The 1415-nt window shown below is 69.9% G+C and carries 1 protein-coding gene; it reads right to left on the reverse strand.

Features of this window, described 5'->3' with window-relative positions:
• Window positions 1–21: 21 nt before the first annotated feature.
• The gene (locus tag L979_RS13935; RefSeq protein ID WP_047692862.1) at window positions 22–1092 is read right to left on the reverse strand and encodes an IS110 family transposase; all 1071 of its coding nucleotides are present in this window, start codon (window positions 1090–1092) and stop codon (window positions 22–24) included.
• Window positions 1093–1415 lie beyond the last annotated feature (323 nt).

Here is a 1415-nt window from a genome sequence, read left to right on the forward strand (position 1 = left end):
CCGTTGAATCTCCTATGTATGTCAAGCAGCCGCCGCAGGTGTGATCGTGGCGTTGAGTTGCCTGTAGATCTGACGGGCGAGGTAGCGCTTGAGCGAGCGGCGGATCTCGCGCGGGGTGCGCCCCTGCGCGGTGCGCTTGTCGACGTAGGCGCGAGTCTCGGGGTCCATGCGCATGCGGGTGACGACGGCCATGTGCAGGGCGCGGTTGAGGCGTCGGTCGCCGCCGCGGTTGATGCGGTGTCGAACGGTGTTGCCGGATGAGGCCGGGATGGGGTTGACGCCGGCCAGGCTGGCGAAGGCGGCTTCGGAGCGGATCCGGCCGGGGTGCGACCACGCAGCGTAGGCGATCGCGGCGGTGACGGGTCCGATGCCCGGCTGGTCCAGCAGGCCCGCGGCGGGGCTCTCGTTCAACAGGGCGGTCATCTGGCGGGTGAGGTCGCCCAGCTCCCTGTCGGCTGTGCGGACACGCTTGGCGAGGCGGACGGCCTCGGCGCGGGCGACGCCGATGGAGAGCTCCTCGGCGCGGGCGCGCCACGCGGCGATCTCGCTGATCCGGCCGGTGTTGAGGGTGCCTCGGGCATCGATCCCCAGGTCGACGACCCGCAGCAGCGCGATCAGGGCGTTGATCGCGGCGGTGCGCTCGTTGGTGATGTGGTCGCGGGAGGCGATCAGGATCCGCAGGGCGGCCCGGGCTCCCTCGTCGGTGCGCGGCAGACGCAGCTGGGTGTGGTCGAGCGGGAGGGCTGCTTGAGCGATCCGGCGAGCGTCCAGGGGGTCGGACTTGCCCACGCCGCGGTTGGCGCGAGCGTTCATCCGTGGTGCCTCGGCCACGGCGTACCCAGCATCGGCAGCTGCACGCGCCAGGCGGGCGCCGTAGGTGCCGATGCCCTCGATGACCCAGAGCGCGTCGAGGTCCGCGCCGGTGCGGCGTGCGACCCAGGCGACGGCACGGGCAAGGCCGGCAGTCGTCGCTGGGAACTGTGCCTCATCGAGGACCTCTCCGGTCGGGCAGGCCAGCACGGCGAGTGCATGGGTTCGGGCGTGGGCGTCTACGCCGATGACGAATGGGCGGGTGTGCGCGACGATCGACATGGTGATCGACGTTCCTTCCTCGTGACGGGGATGTGATGTCTCGGTCGCCAAGCGGCTGGCACCGGCCCGGGTAGAGGTCACGTCGGGGCATATCTGTGATGGGCCACGACCCCGTGAATCTAGATGGGGTCGGACAGTCTCCTGATCAGGTCACCGAGGTGGGCCGGACGGTGCCGGCCGCGCTTCCCAGCGTGGACAATTCAACGGAAGAGCACCGCCGAAGCGGGCCAATTGCTTCGAGAGTCACACGCTGTTCAGCGCGACCGGAACCATCCTGACCAGCCGGTCCCGGACCAGCCAGGTAGACACTCACAGATCGCCTC

Origin of the sequence: Kocuria sp. ZOR0020 (assembly GCF_000800955.1) — a bacterium.
In the GTDB taxonomy this organism is placed as follows: domain Bacteria; phylum Actinomycetota; class Actinomycetes; order Actinomycetales; family Micrococcaceae; genus Kocuria; species Kocuria subflava.